Source organism: Phormidium tenue FACHB-1052 (genome assembly GCF_014696675.1).
In the GTDB taxonomy this organism is placed as follows: Bacteria; Cyanobacteriota; Cyanobacteriia; order Phormidesmidales; family Phormidesmidaceae; genus Nodosilinea; species Nodosilinea tenuis_A.
On sequence record NZ_JACJQN010000014.1, the window covers coordinates 46,612 to 60,446 of the forward strand.

17 protein-coding genes are annotated in these 13,835 nt (G+C 56.0%); 11 read left to right on the forward strand and 6 right to left on the reverse strand.

Going from position 1 to position 13,835, the window contains the following annotated elements:
• Window positions 1-38: 38 nt before the first annotated feature.
• The gene (locus H6G07_RS18360) at window positions 39-935 is read left to right on the forward strand and encodes an SMP-30/gluconolactonase/LRE family protein (protein WP_073608053.1); all 897 of its coding nucleotides are present in this window, start codon (window positions 39-41) and stop codon (window positions 933-935) included.
• 241 nt (window positions 936-1,176) lie between these two features.
• On the forward strand, window positions 1,177-2,187 hold the full coding sequence (locus H6G07_RS18365; protein WP_073608054.1) for a diacylglycerol/lipid kinase family protein: 1,011 nt from the start codon (window positions 1,177-1,179) through the stop codon (window positions 2,185-2,187).
• A 25-nt stretch (window positions 2,188-2,212) separates the two neighbouring features.
• Here H6G07_RS18365 and H6G07_RS18370 read toward each other — a convergent pair whose 3' ends face one another.
• Window positions 2,213-2,881, reverse strand: coding sequence for a phosphatase PAP2 family protein (locus H6G07_RS18370; protein WP_073608055.1), 669 nt, complete (start codon window positions 2,879-2,881; stop codon window positions 2,213-2,215).
• A gap of 228 nt (window positions 2,882-3,109) precedes the next feature.
• Between H6G07_RS18370 and H6G07_RS18375 the strand changes: the two genes are divergently transcribed.
• A complete protein-coding gene (locus H6G07_RS18375) occupies window positions 3,110-3,418 on the forward strand; it encodes a hypothetical protein (RefSeq protein WP_073608056.1) in 309 nt (102 codons plus the stop codon).
• Window position 3,419: 1 nt separating this feature from the next.
• Here the strand turns inward: H6G07_RS18375 and deoC are convergent, their stop codons facing one another.
• Window positions 3,420-4,130, reverse strand: a complete 711-nt coding sequence (gene deoC, locus H6G07_RS18380) for a deoxyribose-phosphate aldolase (RefSeq protein ID WP_073608212.1) — start codon at window positions 4,128-4,130, stop codon at window positions 3,420-3,422.
• A gap of 722 nt (window positions 4,131-4,852) precedes the next feature.
• On the opposite strand from deoC, the gene H6G07_RS18385 reads away from it, so the two are divergent.
• From H6G07_RS18385 to H6G07_RS18410, 6 genes are all read left to right on the forward strand, one after another.
• Complete coding sequence (locus H6G07_RS18385; RefSeq protein WP_073608057.1) at window positions 4,853-5,407, forward strand: protoglobin domain-containing protein; 555 nt, start codon at window positions 4,853-4,855, stop codon at window positions 5,405-5,407.
• A 79-nt stretch (window positions 5,408-5,486) separates the two neighbouring features.
• The gene (locus H6G07_RS18390; protein ID WP_073608058.1) at window positions 5,487-5,858 is read left to right on the forward strand and encodes a roadblock/LC7 domain-containing protein; all 372 of its coding nucleotides are present in this window, start codon (window positions 5,487-5,489) and stop codon (window positions 5,856-5,858) included.
• 147 nt (window positions 5,859-6,005) lie between these two features.
• Window positions 6,006-6,554, forward strand: coding sequence for a GTP-binding protein (locus tag H6G07_RS18395; RefSeq protein WP_073608059.1), 549 nt, complete (start codon window positions 6,006-6,008; stop codon window positions 6,552-6,554).
• A 180-nt stretch (window positions 6,555-6,734) separates the two neighbouring features.
• Entirely contained in the window at window positions 6,735-7,610 is an 876-nt protein-coding gene (locus H6G07_RS18400; RefSeq protein WP_073608060.1) for a DUF4388 domain-containing protein, read from the forward strand.
• Window positions 7,611-7,612: 2 nt separating this feature from the next.
• Window positions 7,613-7,819, forward strand: coding sequence for a hypothetical protein (locus H6G07_RS18405; protein ID WP_073608061.1), 207 nt, complete (start codon window positions 7,613-7,615; stop codon window positions 7,817-7,819).
• A 63-nt stretch (window positions 7,820-7,882) separates the two neighbouring features.
• The gene (locus tag H6G07_RS18410) at window positions 7,883-8,323 is read left to right on the forward strand and encodes a bacteriohemerythrin (protein WP_073608062.1); all 441 of its coding nucleotides are present in this window, start codon (window positions 7,883-7,885) and stop codon (window positions 8,321-8,323) included.
• On the opposite strand, the gene H6G07_RS18415 is transcribed toward H6G07_RS18410, so the two are convergent.
• From H6G07_RS18415 to menB, 3 genes are all read right to left on the reverse strand, one after another.
• Complete coding sequence (locus H6G07_RS18415; RefSeq protein ID WP_073608063.1) at window positions 8,320-9,219, reverse strand: mechanosensitive ion channel family protein; 900 nt, start codon at window positions 9,217-9,219, stop codon at window positions 8,320-8,322. The two genes, H6G07_RS18410 and H6G07_RS18415, sit on opposite strands and share 4 nt — an antisense overlap.
• Window positions 9,220-9,308: 89 nt before the next feature.
• On the reverse strand, window positions 9,309-10,040 hold the full coding sequence (locus tag H6G07_RS18420) for a DUF4336 domain-containing protein (RefSeq protein ID WP_073608064.1): 732 nt from the start codon (window positions 10,038-10,040) through the stop codon (window positions 9,309-9,311).
• 31 nt (window positions 10,041-10,071) lie between these two features.
• Window positions 10,072-10,905, reverse strand: coding sequence for a 1,4-dihydroxy-2-naphthoyl-CoA synthase (menB, locus tag H6G07_RS18425; RefSeq protein WP_073608065.1), 834 nt, complete (start codon window positions 10,903-10,905; stop codon window positions 10,072-10,074).
• A 135-nt stretch (window positions 10,906-11,040) separates the two neighbouring features.
• Here menB and H6G07_RS18430 point away from each other — a divergent pair, with 135 nt between their 5' ends.
• A complete protein-coding gene (locus H6G07_RS18430; protein ID WP_073608066.1) occupies window positions 11,041-12,030 on the forward strand; it encodes a glutathione S-transferase family protein in 990 nt (329 codons plus the stop codon).
• Between the two features lie 81 nt (window positions 12,031-12,111).
• Window positions 12,112-12,549 carry a hypothetical protein gene (locus H6G07_RS18435; RefSeq protein ID WP_073608067.1) on the forward strand — a complete coding sequence of 146 codons (438 nt, stop codon included), beginning with the start codon at window positions 12,112-12,114 and terminating at the stop codon, window positions 12,547-12,549.
• Window positions 12,550-12,648: 99 nt separating this feature from the next.
• Here the strand turns inward: H6G07_RS18435 and H6G07_RS18440 are convergent, their stop codons facing one another.
• Window positions 12,649-13,413 (reverse strand): hypothetical protein, encoded by a 765-nt coding sequence (locus H6G07_RS18440; protein WP_139296992.1) that lies wholly within the window; start codon window positions 13,411-13,413, stop codon window positions 12,649-12,651.
• Between the last annotated feature and the right edge of the window lie 422 nt (window positions 13,414-13,835).

Here is a 13,835-nt window from a genome sequence, read left to right on the forward strand (position 1 = left end):
CGCTGTGCGACGCTTCTGTAAGTAACTCCGGTACCCCCATGACCGCTGCAACTCTGCCTGAGCTATCGGCCCAAAACGTGCTCTCTGCTCGCGCCCGCCTGGGGGAAGGCCCGCTGTGGGATGGCGACAAGCAGGTGCTCTACTGGGTCGATATTCTCAATCACCGCGTCCATGTGTTTGAGCCCAGCAGCGGCGACGACTGTCACTGGGATGTGGGCGGTGTGGGCAGCGCCCTAGCCCTGATGGCAGGGGAAAAACTGCTGGTGGCTATGGGCGATCGCATCACCAGCCTCGATCTCACCTCAGGGAAGGTCGAAACGCTTCACACCTTTGAGTTTGATGCCCCCGGCACCCGCTTTAACGACGGCAAATGCGACCCCCAGGGCCGCTTTTGGATTGGCTCGATGAGCCCAGACCACCCTGGCCACGCGGCCCTCTACCGCTACGACCCCGACGGCTCGGTGCGCACCATGGAAACCGGGCTGACGATCTCTAACGGGCTGGGCTGGAGCCCCGACGGCCATACTTTTTACTTAACTGATTCGCCTCAGCGCAAAATTTTTGCCTATCGGTTTGATGGAGCCACGGGGGAAATTAGCGATCGCACCGTCGCCATCGACCTGAGCACCGAAGACGAAGCAGTAGAACCCGACGGCCTGACGATCGACGGCGATGGCAATATCTGGACAGCCCTCTGGAATGGCGGCTGCGTGGCCTGCTTTAGCCGCTCTGGGGAAGCCCTGGGCCGGGTTAACCTGCCGGTGCAACGCCCCACCTGCCCCACCTTTGGCGGCCCTCATCTCTCAACGCTCTACGTCACCACCGCCTCCGTGGGACTGAGCCAAAAGGAGATCCAGCAGGGGTTTTATTCGGGAGATGTGTTTGCGATCGCAGCCCCCGTGCCCGGCCTGCCCACCAACCCCTTTGGGGCTTAAGCCTCTATCCATACCGCGCCTGTCATGATAGACGCAGTGGAGCACGCGCTATTTAAGCTGAAGGTACCCGTCCCTTGATGTTGATAGGGAGCATTTCAACCTAGCCTAGTAGAGATAGGGCGATGGTCAAAGACCGACCCTGAAGGGTCATCGCCAAGACAGCAGCCTGAGCTTTTTGCCAACGTCACTGCCCTTCACACCGCTCTATGGCTCCGGGAAATCTAATCGGGAGACTCCAGAGATGAATGCCGTATTAATTGTCAACCCCACCTCTGGGCCAAGTGAAAATTCTCAGCTAGTGCCGGATCTTACCAACGCCTTACAAAGCCAGGGTATTCAAGCCAAAATCTGCCCCACAACAGCCGAGGAAAATGGTCAAGGGTTAGCGACCGCAGCCGCAAAATCGGGAGCAAAACTGGTAGTTGTCGCCGGGGGCGACGGCACAATTGAAGCGGTCGCTCGGGGCTTGGCCCATACCCAGACGGCATTGGGCATTATTCCCCTTGGCACCCGCAATAATATTGCGGCCAGCCTAAATATTCCTACAGATATGGCCCAGGCTGTACAAGTTCTCATCGAGGGAGAGCGCAGTCAATTTGACCTGGGCAAAGCCAATAACCACTATTTTATGGAAGTAGTGGGCATAGGACTAGAAGCCTCCCTTTTTCCCTGTGGAGATGATGTCAAGGAAGGCATCAAGAGCAACTATTGGGCGGCTATTAAAAGCTTTGTTGCTGGCTTCAAAACCTTCTTGCAGTTTAGACCACACCGTTTAGTCTTACGCTTTGATGGCAGAAGGGCGCGGCTGAGTACGCTACAAGTCAATGTCTGCAACAGCCCTCGCTATGGCATCGAGTTTGCCCTAGCACCCCAGGCTAAAATGAATGATGGCAAGCTTGATCTCATTTATATCAATCAGCCCTCTAAGTGGGATCATTTTCGCCACTTTTTTGCCGCTATGCGGGGCAAACACCTCCCCCATGAACGGCTCAAAATGTATCAGGCCTCCACGATTGAAGTGAGAGCGTACCCAGCGCTAGAGGTTCATGCCGATGGGGAATGTATCGGCACAACGCCGGTCATCGTTGAGGTTGTTCCTAAGGCCCTCTGGATCTATGTACCCACACCTGAGCTAGTGGTCACCTTCACTCAACAAAACAGTGCTGCTGAGAAAAACAGCATTTTTGATTTCATCCAGCACCCTCACATCTCTGAGCCGCAAATTCCTAATTCTGAAGCCTCTGAGCTTTAAAGGCTTCAGTGAAAGACTCACGCCCTCAAAGGCCACCAATGTGCACCAGCCCTAGCACGCAAACCCCAAGCCAGATACCGCCAGCTACCCAGCCGCTCAAGACATCGGTTGGCCAATGCACACCCAGATACACCCGGCTAAACCCCACCCCCAGGGTTAAAAGCAGAGCCAGCGTAGCCGTAATCTCCAGCGGAATGCTGAGGGAGGTTAGGACAGCGGCCAAAAGACCGTAAAACGAAATCGCGCTCATGGCATGGCCGCTGGGGTAGCTGTAGTCCATCGGACGTTTAGACGAAGACCACAAGTCGGGCCTTTCCCGGCGGAAGAAAGATTTAAAGACCCCATTCAGTAACCATGACCCGCTTAGCCCAATGGCTAGAACCAGGGCCGCGATCGCGCGATCGCGGTAAATCAAAATTCCACCAACCACGATCAGCACAGGGATGGTAATTTCGCCTTGAGCTAGCTGGGTGACAGCCGTCATACCCCTATCGAGGATTGGGTTAGCTTGCGCCTTGAGCGTCAACAGGCAAAACTCTTCAACCGATCGCAACCGGTCTACAAACAAAATCCGGGCTAAAAAAGCGCCCACCGTCAAAATAAATGCGCCCGAAAAAAGGCCTAGGAGCAGATAGGGCATAAAGGCAATGAGCGACTGGAACAACCAGTCAAGGCGGGGGCTAACCTCTGCCATTCATACTCTCCTAGGACAGCGGATAGGCGTTGCTAGTATTGTATGTTCCCCGTTAGCACCAGACTGCCATCTTCCCATGCAGCCGTAAGCCCGTGCAGTTGAGCAACGGCGTGCTTAGGCCCGAGGAAATTGGTCTATTGCATATCTAACATCCGGTACATCCCCTGCGGTGGGCAACGGCACTACCATGAATCCTCAGCCGTTTTTCCAATCAGGCCTATACCTCCGATGAACCGCAATTTAGAGACTTCTGGGGCGCAGTACCCCTCCTTGTTCAATCGCATCTTTCGTGACGACGAAGGCAACCTCGTGATCGCTCAACCACCAAATTTGCCAATTTTAGTGGCGGTGACGGCGACGGTTCTCCAAGCCATTCTTCCCGATGGCCCGCTGCAAACCACCGCCGAGCTGGTGGCCTTTGGCACCTGGTTCACCTGGGCTTGGCTAGAACTGTTCACTGGGGTCAACTACTTCCGCCAGTCCCTTGGACTCTTCACCCTAGTTGGCTTAATCGCTCTCAAACTCAACCTGGGCTAACTTAAGGGCGGTCAGTGCCATTTACCTCACCGGCTGGCTCTTCTTTCTGCTGCCGCATTAGATCGACCCCGCGCGAGGTGCCCAGGCGAGTGGCCCCCGCCTGCACCAGGGCCACCGCTTGGGCAGCCGTGCCAATGCCGCCAGAGGCTTTAATGCCCACCTGGCCCTGGGTCAGCTCCCATAGCTGGCGCACAACTTCGACGGTAGCGCCCCCCTGCCAGCCGGTGCTGGTCTTTAAGAATGAAACACCAGCATCCATGCAAACTTCGGCGGCCAGAGCAATCTCTGGTGGGGTAAGCACGGCGGTTTCGAGAATGGCTTTGACCAGGAGCCCTGTCTCTTCGCAGATGGTGGCAATTTCGCGGTGAATGGCTTCTGTTTTGCCCTCTTTGAGCCAGCCCAGATTGATGACCACGTCGAGTTCATCAGCGCCCCGCTCGGCGGCCTCCTGAGCCTCGTAAAGCTTAGTGCCTGAAGTGGTTGCCCCGGTGGGAAAGCCAATCACCGTACAAACTTTGACTTTGGTGTTGTGCAACAGATCCACGGCCTGGGGCACATGGCAGGGGGCGATGCAAACCGAGGCAAACCCGTAGCGATCGCCCTCAGCACACCACTGGGCCACCTGCTCCGCCGTAGCCGTCGGGCTCAGCAAAGAGTGATCGATATAGGGGGCCAGATCTACCCCGTCATCTGCTGTTGGTCGTCGGGCCATAGGTCTAACTGCCTCTAGGTGCCAAAAACTGGTTGGGTTGGCGATGGATGCGGCTTTAGCCAGGGGCAACTGGTCGCCCGGCAAAGCTGTGGCGCTGCGATCGCATCTCACTATATAGCGTTCTAGCCACAGACTAGGGCTCAACAGACTGCCTGCGCCACTCTATCTTAAGAAATATATCGCCCATGTCCGCAATCTCACGCAGCCTGCGGCAGAGCGGAGTAGGGCTTTTCTTTGCATAGCTTAATACTATTGACAAATCGCCTCAGCTTAGAGATCGCTGACGAAAAAAGTAACCCTAGTTCAGGCCAGAGTTTTCTGAGAAAAAGCAACTTTTATCTATAAATACATCTATAAGTACACGATCCGGTTGCACGATCCTGAAATAAACAATTTAGGGGTTCCTAAAGTGCGATCGCCTAAACATTAGCTTTAGCATAGCTTTACTGATATTAACAGCCTCAGTGTTGTTTAAGTCAGTTACAACACTTTATTTATGCAGGTGTGTTGCTGGCATCGGCTTTAAGTAAAAAAGGCATTCCCCATCTTAGAAAATACCCACCAAAGTCGTGATTAAAGTTCAAAGAGAAGGCCGTGTTTTAAACTCTCTTGAAAAACACCCAGATTCTGAAATCTTAGGTATTCACGCCATGTTGTCGCCTGGGCCTAAAGCGATAAAACAAGGATGTTGGAAACAAAGCCCTACTTTAAGGATTAGCCCAATGAGCCTCGAACCCAAAGAATTTATGTCTAAGATGGTGTCGCGCATTGGCTTCACCGCCGCCGACCGCCAAGTACTTCAAGCCGCCGCCGGGTGGGGCTTAGAAATTGCCCCCGAAATGGCCGACTATTTCTATGAATATCTGGGCCGCGATGCCGAGATGAATGCCATTCTCAACGAGTCTGAGGGCAGAATTCACCGGCTGCGCGAAACCTTTGTGGCCTGGTTCCACGAAATGTTTACCGGCATGGATGACTGGGGTGATGCCTACGCTGAGCGGCGCTGGCGCATTGGTCTAATTCACGTACGCATTGGCATCGGCCCCCAACACGTAGTGCCTGCCATGGCTGTAGTCGTGCATGAGGCGGGCAAACGCGCCCAGGTCGACGGCAAAAATGAGCAGCTACGCGAAGCCCTAGCCAAAATTTGCATGGTCGACCTGGCCTTTATTGAGCAAGCCTACATCGAAGTCTCTTCGGCAGCGGTGCTGAAAGAAACCGGCTGGTCTGAGGGTCTCTTTAGACGGCTAGTTAAAACCGGTGCTGCGGCAATGTAACGCCTAACCGCACGCTTTTTCTATTGTTTTACTTCAACTCTATTCACTTCATTTTCCTCAACCAAAAAGAGAACTAATCATGGCTATTAGCACCGAAAAACTCACTAACATTTTGCAAAGCTTTGTCACCTCTACCACCGACATTCAAGGGGCGGCTGTGGTCACCCCCGACGGTCTGCCTCTAGCGGCTAGCCTGCCCGGCGGCATGGATGAAGAGCGGGTTTCAGCCATGTCGGCGGCTATGCTTTCTCTAGGCGATCGCATTGGCAGCGAGCTAGCCCGTGGCGGCATCGATCGCATCTTTGTCGAGGGCGACAAGGGCTACGGCATTCTCACTAGCTGCGGCGAAGACGCTGTCTTTCTGGTGCTGGCTGACAAAGCGGCAAAGCAGGGCCTGCTGATGCTCGAAATCAAGCGCACCCTGGCCGATCTAAAAGCCGTTTTGATGTAGCACCCCATGGCAGAGCATAGCCCCCCTTTTTTCCAAGGGGGGCCGGGGGGATCTCTGACCATTGCGATCCCCAGGCACTTTGCCTATTTAGAATTACGCTCCGTCCCCACGACGTTTGACCTTGTTCTTCATTGCCTCCACCCCTTCATGGAAATCATGCGTCTAGTGGTCACTGGCCCCGTGGGGGCCGGCAAGTCGACCTTTATTCGATCCGTCAGCGAAATTGAGGTGGTAGACACCGATCGCCGCGCCACCGACGACACCCTGCTGCTCAAAAAGCGCACCACCGTTGCCTTTGACTTTGGTCGCCTCCAGTTTGGCCCCGACATGGCCCTGCACCTCTACGGCACCCCCGGCCAGTCGCGCTTCGACTTCATGTGGGACATTTTGATTCAAAAGGCCCACGCCTACATTTTGCTGGTGGCGGCCCATCGACCCCACGAGTTTCGCGAGGCCCGCCGCATCATGACCTTCATGAAGCAGCGATCGCCCGCCCCCATGATCATCGGGCTCACCCACACCGACTGCCCCGGTGCCTGGGATGCCGCCAACATTGCCCTGGCCCTCGGCTACCCCAACCCCGCCCGCCGCCCGCCCGTGGTGGCCGTCAACGCCAACGAAACCGCATCGGTAGCCCAGGCCGTCATTTCCCTGGTGCAGTTTACCTGGGCGGGCAGCTTAGCCCCTACAACCTAGCCGCCCGCCCGGCAGCACCACTGAAAATTCAGTTAAACATGCGGGATTTACGGATGCGGTGTTGAAGCTAGCGGTACAAAACCGTCAACTCCCCAAGCCCAACCCCATTCCCACCCATCCCTCTTTTGATCCTCCACGCCTACTCACCCACTCACTCGCCCACAGAAAGGGATAACACCCATGACTGTCACTGGATATCTCGCCGATTTCTCGTTGCCCGAACTGTTCCAGCTCGTCGAACAGGGCAATAAAACCGGCCTGTTGACGATCTGCACCCTCACCGACCCCAACGCCGTCGCTCGCCACAACCACCACATCTGGCTGAGCCAAGGGCAAATTGTTGCCGCTGGCAACAGCCTCGACCAGCAGGGTCTAATGCGGTTGATTGCCCAGCGGGGCTGGATGGGCGATCGCGCCGTCTCGCGGCTGGCCCAAACCTGCCAGATCCACACCCCCCTCGGCCTGTGCCTCAAAAACCAGGGCGTGCTCACCGCCGAGCAGCTCAAGCTGCTGTTTTATACCCAGGTGATGCGCCAGGTGTGCGCCCTGTTTGCCCTGCCCGACGGCTGGTTTCAGTTTGACCCCAAAGCGCCGCTGCCCGTCTCCGAAATGACCGGCCTGATCGCCACCGCCACCGATGTCACCCTGGCCGGGCTGCGCGCCCTCAAAGACTGGGCCGCCCTCGACGAAAAACTGCCCGACCCCTCCTCAGCCCTAATCAGCGTGGTCGAGAGCAAGCCCAGCCTGCGCCTCAACCCCAACGAATGGCAGGTGTGGGAGTTTACCAACGGCACCATGGCGATCAAGGATATTGCCCAGCAGCTCAACCTGCCCGTGGCCAAGGCCCAGCAGATTGCCTTTCGCCTCATTGTCACTGGCCTCGCCGAAGAGATGCCGATGGTAGCCGCCCCGCCCACCGCCGCCTTTGACCTCGCGACCCCAACCCTGCTAGAGCATGGGCCTACCGCCAGCGTCACAGCCGAATCGGCAGGTGCAGCCCCGGTCAGCCAGTCTTTTCTGCAAAACCTCGTCGGCTTTCTCAAAGGCAAGGTGTAGCCATGACCCAAGACGCTCTACGACTGCTGCAAGGCTTTCTCGGCCTGCTCAAGCTGACCGATCTGCTCACCAGCCCTCCGGGCCTGGCCGTCACGCTGTGGCTCTGGCTCTATCTCACCCTGCCCTATGACACCGCTTTGGGTCTATGGCTAGCCACCCTCCTACCGTTGCTGATGGCGAGCCACGAAACCGCCAAAGACAAGTTTTGAATTTTGAACTAAGAATTCAAAACTCAAAACTAAGCACTCCAAACTTCTCCCCCCCCCACCACCATGGAAAACACCATCACCCTCCAGCCCTTCACCTGGGACGACTCCCTCAGCACCGGCGTACCGATGATTGACGCCCACCACAAAGAGCTGATTGCCGCCGTCAATGATCTGGGACTGGCGATCGCCCACCACAAAGGCAGCACTGCCATCAAAAAGCTTTTCGCCTTTCTTAAGTTCTATGCCGAATGGCACTTTGAGCATGAAGAAGCCTGCGCCGCCAAGCACAAGTGCCCCATTGCCGAGGTCAACCAGCAGGCCCACACCACCTTCATCGAGAACTTTGGCCAACTGCACGATCGCTACAAAGCCAGCGACGCTAGCGAAGCGGTCGCCATCGAAATTTATCAGCAGCTAGCCGACTGGCTGACCAGCCACATTCTTAAAATCGACACCAACATTGGCCGCTGCATTCGCAGTGCGACTCAGGCTCAAACCCCTTAGCTTGCAGCATCCCTAGCCCCAGTGCCGTTGGCCAAGGGCTGACTTTCGCTGAACTGGGTTTGATCAAACAGATGCACCGTGCGAATCGGGTAGGGAATCGAAATGCCTGCTTCGTCGCAGGCCGCCTTGAGGGCCATGGCCACCTGGGTTTGAATGCGGCGCACCTCTGCCATTTGAGGCGTCGTCCAGTAGCGCAGCTTAAAGTCGATGGAGCTATCGCCAAAGCCCACCACATCGACCTCGGGAGCTGGGTCACTCAGCACCCCGTCGGTGCGGTTGATCACCTCTAGAAAGGTTTGCTTAGCCAGGGGCAAGGGCGTCGTGTAATCGACCCCAATGCCCAGGTCGGTGCGGCGGCTGCGAAAGGCGGTCAGCACCCGCACCGGGCTGGTAAACACGATCGCATTGGGAATTTCGACCAGCTCCCCGGTGTAGGTACGCAGCTGGGTCGAGCGAATTTTAATCGCCTCGACCGTGCCCTCGTAGTCGCACATGATCACCTGGTCACCCAGGCGAAAGGGCTGTTCCACCAGCAGCAAAATGCCCGCCAAAAAGTTCTTAAAAATATCTTGAAAGGCAAAGCCGATCGCCACCGAGCCCAGCCCCAGCAGACCAATAATGTCGCCCAACCGCAGATCGGGAAAGGCAATCACCGCCGCAATAATAATTCCTATGGCCCAGGTGCCAATGCGGGTAACTTGCATGGCCAGCAGTTGCAGCGATCGGCTGGGCACAAGGCGCTTCGCCATTCTGCCCACCATCTTTTGGGTCACCTTGGCGGCGTAGCCCGTGAGCAGCACCAGCACCAGGGCGATCGCCAGCCCCGGCAAGAGCTGAATAAACTGCCCCACCAAATCAAGCAAACTGGTCTGGACGCGCTCAAGCAGAAGGTTCATGGGCAATGAAAGCCAATCACAACAGGCTTTTGGCAGCCTATCACCGAGGTGTGCGATCGTCATCTGCCCCAGTGGGCTTGCCTATCCCCTTAGGTAAACGTTGAGCTGCCCTGGAGTGAACACCCCAGAAATTGCTCGTACCCCCGCTGGAATTGCTGCTTGCCACCCTGCTCGACGATGCTGCCGTGGGCCACAATCACTCGATCAAAATCCCAGCGCAAAACTTGCTCAGCCGAAGCTTTGACCTTCTCCTTGTCCCTGGTTGCCACTCGCTCTAATAACGACGGACTCAGGTTTTTGTAGCCGCCCCCAAGTTTAGTGACTAGCTGCGTCAGCCACGGAGAACTCTCGTCAAAGCAAAAAGCCGTATCCGTCAAAATCAGCGTCCGGCTGGCGGTATGGAGGAACACCCATTCCTCAAGCGGATCTGGGCCACTGGGGCTCAGGGTTTTGAACCCATCAAAGAACAGATGCTCAATGCCGTCCCATGGACTGTTCGAGCCGCCGGATATAGCCTGATCGATCGCCAACTTTGGCCACTTTGCCCTCAGCCCCGCCGTCGCCCAAAACGTCGCCGCTGGGTACAGCGCCTTGAACTCTGCGGCGAAAAGATAGTGATACAGGTTAGGCGCAATGATATGCGTGACGGTGCCCAACTCATTCAGCTCGTCTACCAACTCCTCACTCACCTGAATTGGCGAAATCACCACCAGCTCGCTGCTAGCCAAACGAATCACCGTCATGCGGGTGCCTATGCTCAGCCCAAAATATCGCAAGGGCTGCTCGGCCACCCAAAGATCGCGATCGATTGCTCTGAGCATAAAAGGAACTCCTTAACATCGTCACCCTCGCCTAGGGCAGCCAGGGATATTGCCGAAAATCAGGCTCTCGCTTTTCCAAAAACGCCTGCCTGCCCTCGGAGCCTTCTTCGGTCATGTAGTAGAGCAGGGTGGCGTTGCCCGCCAGCTCTTGCAGCCCCGCTTGACCATCGCAGTCGGCGTTAAAGGCCGCTTTGAGGCAGCGAATGGCGATCGGGCTTTTTTGCAGAATTTCCTGCGCCCACTGCACACCTTCGGCCTCTAGCTGTTCGATCGGCACCACGCAGTTGACCATGCCCATATCGAGCGCTTCCTGGGCGCTGTACTGGCGACAGAGATACCAAATTTCGCGGGCTTTTTTCTGGCCTACCATACGAGAGAGATAGCTAGCCCCAAAACCACCGTCAAAACTGCCCACTTTAGGCCCAGTTTGGCCAAAAATTGCGTTATCAGCAGCGATAGTCAGATCGCACACCACGTGCAGCACATGGCCACCGCCGATCGCATAGCCCGCCACCAGTGCAATCACCACCTTGGGCATGGAGCGAATCAGCCGCTGCAAGTCGAGCACATTGAGCCGGGGAACACCGTCGTCATCCACATAGCCGCCGTGGCCGCGCACGCTCTGGTCGCCGCCCGAGCAAAAGGCGTATTTGCCGTCGGTGTGGGGGCCAGCCCCGGTCAACAGCACCACGCCAATGCGGCTGTCTTCGCGGGCGTTGGAAAACGCTTCGTACAGCTCGACAATGGTTTTGGGGCGAAAGGCATTGCGCTTGTGGGGCCGGTTGATGGTGATTTTGGCAATGCCATCGGCCTTTTGGTAAATGATGTCTTCGTAGGGCTTTACGTCTTGCCAGGCAACCTGCATAGGGGGCGAATCCAGATAACACTGGTGTCTAGCGTCTCACATCGGGGTGTGGAATTCTTTCTCAAGCCAGAGGACGGCATTGGCAAGACACCGTATGCTGAAACCCGATATTTGAAGAAAAATGAAGGAGACCCTATGGGATTGGGCCTACTTGTGAACGGTCAGTGGCAAAAAGAACGCAGCCAAGAGGATGATAAAGGCCGCTTTGTACGTCCCGAAACCGACTTTCACCATTTCACGAAAGCGGACGGTACGAGCGAATTTAAACCAGAGGCCAATCGCTACCACCTCTACGTCTCGCTGGCCTGTCCCTGGGCGCATCGCACGCTGATTATGCGTGAGCTGAAGGGGTTAACTGATGCCATTTCGGTATCGGTAGTGGATCCTTACATGGGTGACGAAGGCTGGGCCTTTAGCGACTACCCTGGCGCGGTTCCCGACCAGGTGAATGGGGCGCAGTATTTGCGGGAGATTTATGTCAAGGCCAAGCCCGACATTTCTGGCCGGGTGACGGTGCCCATTTTGTGGGATAAGCAGACCCACACCATTGTCAACAACGAGTCGCGAGAGATCATTCGCATGCTCGATACGGAGTGGAATGAGGTGGCCACCAATGCCGTTGACCTCTACCCCGCCAACCTGCAAGACAAAATCGACAGCGCCATCGACGCCATCTATCAGCCCATCAACAATGGCGTGTATCGGGCTGGGTTCGCCACTAAGCAGGGTGCCTACGAGGAGGCAGTGACCGAGCTATTCGACGCCCTCGATCACTGGGAAGGCGTGCTCGATCGCCAGCGTTACCTGTGCGGCGATCACCTCACCGAAGCCGATATCTGCCTATTCACCACCCTCTACCGCTTCGATGCGGTTTACTACGTGCATTTCAAATGCAACCTGCGGCGCATTGTTGATTACCCCAACCTGTGGGGCTACCTGCGCGATCTGTACCAGCAGCCTGCCTTCAAAAACACCTGCAACCTAGACCACATCAAACGCCATTACTACATGAGCCACCCTGGAGTGAACCCGCACCAGATTGTACCCCTGGGGCCGGTGATCGACTTTGAGGAAAAGAGCGATCGCGCCAAACGATTTAGCCTGACCGCCGGTAGCGCCCGGTAGGAACTTCTAGCTGCAAGAATGCCTTGCTGATGCTGGGCAGAGAGTTTAGCCTGTGCAAAACGTAATTCAAACGGTGAAACAATGGATTTAATGGGAATAGTCAACCAGGCGATCGCCGCCTCCGATACCGAAGCTAACGGTAGCCTGATCGGCTCACTGCTAGGGAACCTCAACAACGCCCCGGTGGACAACAGCAAAATTGGCGGCATCGCCAGCAGCCTCCAGGGCGTGCTGCAAGATAAGGGCCGAGGCAATCCGGGAGGGCTGATGGGGACGCTGCAAACCGTCGCGGCGACGGGGGCAGTAGAGCGATTGCTGGCCAATGATCAGGTTAGCGCGATCGCCCAGCGAGTCGGGGCCGATCCGGCCATGGTCAGAAGCTTGACCCCGCTGATCGCTCAATTTTTAGTCAAAGGGTCGAATGCCCAAGGCGGCGGGCTACTGCAAAAGGTGCTCTCCGGCGAGGTTGACCTAGGGCAAATGGCTGGGCTGATCGGCATGGCCAACAAATTCTTGTAAGGCGAGATGCTTGGCTAAGAGTTTGGGGGTTGGGTCTCTGAGCGGGTTGCCAGCATTGATGCTGAAGCTCAGTAGAGACCCGACTCCTTTTGAGACGCGTTACGACGCTAGGCTTTTCTGAAGGCGATCGCGCAGGGCCGCCAAGATTGACAGGTCAGCATCAACGCTCGATCGCCCATCGTATTGAAATGGGTTATCCAAATCGCGAATTAGCAGCAGCAAATAGGTAAAGGCAGTAAACAGCAGGCACGACACCACCAGGGTTTCGCTAAAGCTGGCAGAACCAATCAGCAGCAGGGCGCACAAGACCCCCACCAAAAACAGCTCTAGCAGCACGTAGGCCGGGCCGATAAAGTCGGTATCGCGATTGATGCCAATGTAGGCCAGCAGCAGACGAATTTTGGCCTGCTCCGCTTGCATGCGGCTGATGATGGGGCCGCTGGTGTAGGGCAGCATCCCCGCCAAGGAGACGTTGAGCTGGTCGAGGTTAGGGGCGATCGCATCCTGGGGTTTTTCTTGCTCTAGCCAGTCGAGGATAGCCTGCACAATAGCCACCAGATTTCGAGTCAGGGGGATAGGGTCATACTCTCCGTTAGCCTTGGCCACCAATAAACTGCTGTCTTGAATGGCCTCAATGGCATTGGCCACCTGCACCGGCATATCAGCACTGGCCTTGAAGTCGCTCAGGGTGCCGTTGAGCACAAAGGCAATCACAAAAGTTGCCGCCCCAAACAGCGACCCGGTGAGGGGGTCAAAGGCCCACGGTTCCCAGCCCAAACGGTGTACGGCCACCTTAGCCAGCCCATACAGGCCCGTCAGCGGCAGCACCGTCAGCAATATTCGCCACTTCGTTGGCAACACCATGGTTGCGATCGCTCCTAGAGCAGCCCTCTACACAACCTCAACCCATAGCTTGGGCTGTTGTTATGGTAAGCGCTGGGCTGAGCCATGACCTACGCGGCGAATTATGCAAATCCTACATGTTGCTCATGCGATAAAAGGATGGCTTGCTACAAAGCGTAACTAAAAATACAAAACACGTTGCGAAGTTTGAATAATTTAAGCTCAAATACCGCAGTGTAAGGCCGCAGAAATGCTGACTTTTCCCTCGGTATTTGTAGTAAGCAAAAAATCGTGGGGCTGCGGCTTTGTAAATCCTAAACACTGCTTTACTGAAACGGCTTAACCTGACAGAGAAGCTCTCCTTTTTGCAGCATCCAGCTTAGAGTCTGGCTAATCTAGGGGCGAATCTTAGCCCAAAGCCTCCTAATCAATCACCTATCTCT

Coding starts and splice junctions, on each gene's coding strand:
- H6G07_RS18360 (WP_073608053.1), top strand. CDS start 39: ATGACCGCTGCAACTCTGCCTGAGCTATCGGCCCAAAACGTGCTCTCT.
- H6G07_RS18365 (WP_073608054.1), top strand. CDS start 1,177: ATGAATGCCGTATTAATTGTCAACCCCACCTCTGGGCCAAGTGAAAAT.
- H6G07_RS18370 (WP_073608055.1), bottom strand. CDS start 2,881: ATGGCAGAGGTTAGCCCCCGCCTTGACTGGTTGTTCCAGTCGCTCATT.
- H6G07_RS18375 (WP_073608056.1), top strand. CDS start 3,110: ATGAACCGCAATTTAGAGACTTCTGGGGCGCAGTACCCCTCCTTGTTC.
- deoC (WP_073608212.1), bottom strand. CDS start 4,130: ATGGCCCGACGACCAACAGCAGATGACGGGGTAGATCTGGCCCCCTAT.
- H6G07_RS18385 (WP_073608057.1), top strand. CDS start 4,853: ATGAGCCTCGAACCCAAAGAATTTATGTCTAAGATGGTGTCGCGCATT.
- H6G07_RS18390 (WP_073608058.1), top strand. CDS start 5,487: ATGGCTATTAGCACCGAAAAACTCACTAACATTTTGCAAAGCTTTGTC.
- H6G07_RS18395 (WP_073608059.1), top strand. CDS start 6,006: ATGGAAATCATGCGTCTAGTGGTCACTGGCCCCGTGGGGGCCGGCAAG.
- H6G07_RS18400 (WP_073608060.1), top strand. CDS start 6,735: ATGACTGTCACTGGATATCTCGCCGATTTCTCGTTGCCCGAACTGTTC.
- H6G07_RS18405 (WP_073608061.1), top strand. CDS start 7,613: ATGACCCAAGACGCTCTACGACTGCTGCAAGGCTTTCTCGGCCTGCTC.
- H6G07_RS18410 (WP_073608062.1), top strand. CDS start 7,883: ATGGAAAACACCATCACCCTCCAGCCCTTCACCTGGGACGACTCCCTC.
- H6G07_RS18415 (WP_073608063.1), bottom strand. CDS start 9,219: ATGAACCTTCTGCTTGAGCGCGTCCAGACCAGTTTGCTTGATTTGGTG.
- H6G07_RS18420 (WP_073608064.1), bottom strand. CDS start 10,040: ATGCTCAGAGCAATCGATCGCGATCTTTGGGTGGCCGAGCAGCCCTTG.
- menB (WP_073608065.1), bottom strand. CDS start 10,905: ATGCAGGTTGCCTGGCAAGACGTAAAGCCCTACGAAGACATCATTTAC.
- H6G07_RS18430 (WP_073608066.1), top strand. CDS start 11,041: ATGGGATTGGGCCTACTTGTGAACGGTCAGTGGCAAAAAGAACGCAGC.
- H6G07_RS18435 (WP_073608067.1), top strand. CDS start 12,112: ATGGATTTAATGGGAATAGTCAACCAGGCGATCGCCGCCTCCGATACC.
- H6G07_RS18440 (WP_139296992.1), bottom strand. CDS start 13,413: ATGGTGTTGCCAACGAAGTGGCGAATATTGCTGACGGTGCTGCCGCTG.